At 36.8% G+C, this 1,566-nt stretch carries 1 protein-coding gene; it reads left to right on the plus strand.

The window, feature by feature from the left end; genetic code table 11:
* The first annotated feature begins 241 nt into the window (after positions 1-241).
* Positions 242-1,555: an IS4 family transposase gene (locus KK060_RS24820; RefSeq protein WP_254157982.1), complete on the plus strand. Its 1,314-nt coding sequence runs from the start codon at positions 242-244 to the stop codon at positions 1,553-1,555.
* The last annotated feature ends 11 nt before the right edge of the window (positions 1,556-1,566 follow it).

Raw genomic sequence — 1,566 nt, forward strand, 5'->3', positions numbered from 1 at the left:
ATCCATAGCCGTCAAGCTAAGAAAGTTGTTTGATTTTCAGGAGGTTGTATGTGAACACAGTATTCCCTGGTAGGAATACCAAGTGTTTTTCTCCATTTTAGTAAAGATTTTATTTTATAAAAGGCAGCGCATTTTGTCGAACGAGATCTGCCTTTTGTTTTTGAAAGGTACTTTATAGGAGAAGAACCAACAAATCGAATCATCGTTTATTAGAAAATCAAGTGCAATTTTTAACGAACGGATTAAAGGATATTTTTCGAGTGACTTCCTCGAGCGACTAGCACGTAAGCATAAATTTGTTCAACGCAAATCGACCTTGACTGCTCAGCAGTTTGTAGACCTGCTGATGTTTGCTAGTAAATCTCCTAACCAATTAAGCTTGGAAGACTTGGTGAATGACTATAGCGTTCAGCATGGTTTAGATATTTCAAAGCAAGCACTTCATCAACGATTCAATGATTTTTCAGTTACGTTCTTAGCCGAGTTATTGGAAGAACAGTTATCAAAACATCTTTTGCCTGTTAAAAAATCCGAAGATTACAAACAGTTTAACAGAATCAGAGTAAAGGATTCGACACGCTTCAGCGTTCCTAGCGAATATGCTCAAACCTACAAGGGACAAGGAGGTATTGGAACTGTAGCTCAAATAAGCATCCAATATGAATATGATCTACTTTATGGTAAGCCTATAGTATTATCACTCACCAGTGCGTGTCGTAATGATCAACAAGATTCGAAAGAGACTTTGGCTAACATAGAGAAAGGCGACTTACTCATAAGGGACCTAGCCTATACAAGTCAAGGTTACATTCAACATATAGAAAAAGCTGAAGCATATTATTTAAATAGACTAAACTCCAAATGGAAAATCTTTGACCAGAATGGAGTTGAGATAGACCTTTCAAAGATTCACAAACGACTCAAAAGGTATTCAATCCCATTGATGGAGATTGATGCATTCATTAAAATTGGTAAAGAAGACATTCAAACCCGACTCATTGTTTCAAAAGTTAACAATCAAACCTATAACAAGCGACTTCATAAAGCTCAGATAGCTGCTGGCAGCAAAGGATACAAACTGACGGACAAATTCAAAACCTGTGCTGCCCTTAATCTATTTATCACTAATATTCCTAAACAATGGATGAAAGCTGCTCAAGTCAGAGCCACCTACTCCTTACGATGGCAAATCGAACTCACCTTCAAAGTCTGGAAATCACAGGCAAATATCAGTAAGATTAAATCTATGAAACTGCAACGCTTTCAGTGCCAACTATTGGCTAAGTTCCTATGGATACTTCTACATTGGAAAATGCTATGGCTAATTCAGGAGTGGATAGTCAACTATACCAAAAATCAATACTATAAATGTAGTATCTGGAAATTCTATAAAGTTGCATTCCTACTCTCAGGTCTACTCAGGCAAGTACTTCACAACGTAAAATCTCCTGTTGATTGGATCGCCAAATTGATTGCTAACGCAGAAAGAAAATATCTTACTGAGTTAAAAAACAAGAAGTTGAATACCCAAAAGATCCTTTATTCCTTAGCTTGACGGCTATGGAT

Origin of the sequence: Chryseosolibacter indicum (assembly GCF_018598585.1) — a bacterium.
Taxonomy (GTDB): domain Bacteria; phylum Bacteroidota; class Bacteroidia; order Cytophagales; family Cyclobacteriaceae; genus Chryseosolibacter; species Chryseosolibacter indicus.